This is a genomic window from Thalassotalea sp. G20_0, assembly GCF_017744175.1.
Classification (GTDB): Bacteria; Pseudomonadota; Gammaproteobacteria; order Pseudomonadales; family Endozoicomonadaceae; genus Endozoicomonas.
This window is the reverse complement of record NZ_JAGHQV010000444.1, coordinates 1-604: the sequence shown is the minus strand read 5'-3', so window position 1 is coordinate 604 and position 604 is coordinate 1. Positions and strand designations below refer to the sequence as shown.

Below are 604 nucleotides of genomic sequence, written 5' to 3'. Positions count from 1 at the left end.
AAAGAGCTGCCTTATGCGGACACGGTTGAGAAACTGGAGCAGCTTCTACCCTGGGCAGTGAAGGCATCTCAAGAATAAGCTGATCTGGTAGGGTTGGCTATTACGCTGGTTAAATTGGCGCTTACTTATCAAGTATTACAAGGCACGGTTTCAAATTGAATTTTTCTTTCGTGATGCCAAACAATATATGCGACTCACGGACTGCCAGTTTCGCCGAAAAGAGGCGATTCATACCCATATTAATGCATCATGCACTGCATTGAATGCACTGAAATTAGAAGACAGACAAAAGAAAAATACTGACGTTGAAACGGTGATTTCAATTGCAAGCTGGAAACGCCTGAAATCCAATCAGCATCTGATGTGTAGGGTTTTTAGTGAGTTAGGATTATCCCTCAATGATGAAAAAGTCATGGATACCTATGAACAGCTCAGTCGCTATGGAGCCATTGCTGCATGAAAGTGTCCGAAGTATTGTCATAAATAGGTTCCAATAGCATCGCCACCGCTCTCTGGGCAATCTTGTCCTCGAAGGTCGGTATGCCCAAAGATCGTTTCTGACCTTTCCCTTTTGGAATATAAACGCGACGTAACGCAGGTGCTC

At 43.9% G+C, this 604-nt stretch carries 1 protein-coding gene and 1 pseudogene; both read left to right on the top strand.

Annotation, left to right across the window (positions count from 1 at the left end):
• Window positions 1-127 precede the first annotated feature (127 nt).
• A pseudogene (locus J7438_RS28590) lies at window positions 128-253 on the top strand (transposase); the annotation flags it as partial.
• Between the two features lie 6 nt (window positions 254-259).
• Window positions 260-460 (top strand): hypothetical protein, encoded by a 201-nt coding sequence (locus J7438_RS28125; RefSeq protein WP_286196976.1) that lies wholly within the window; start codon window positions 260-262, stop codon window positions 458-460.
• Window positions 461-604 lie beyond the last annotated feature (144 nt).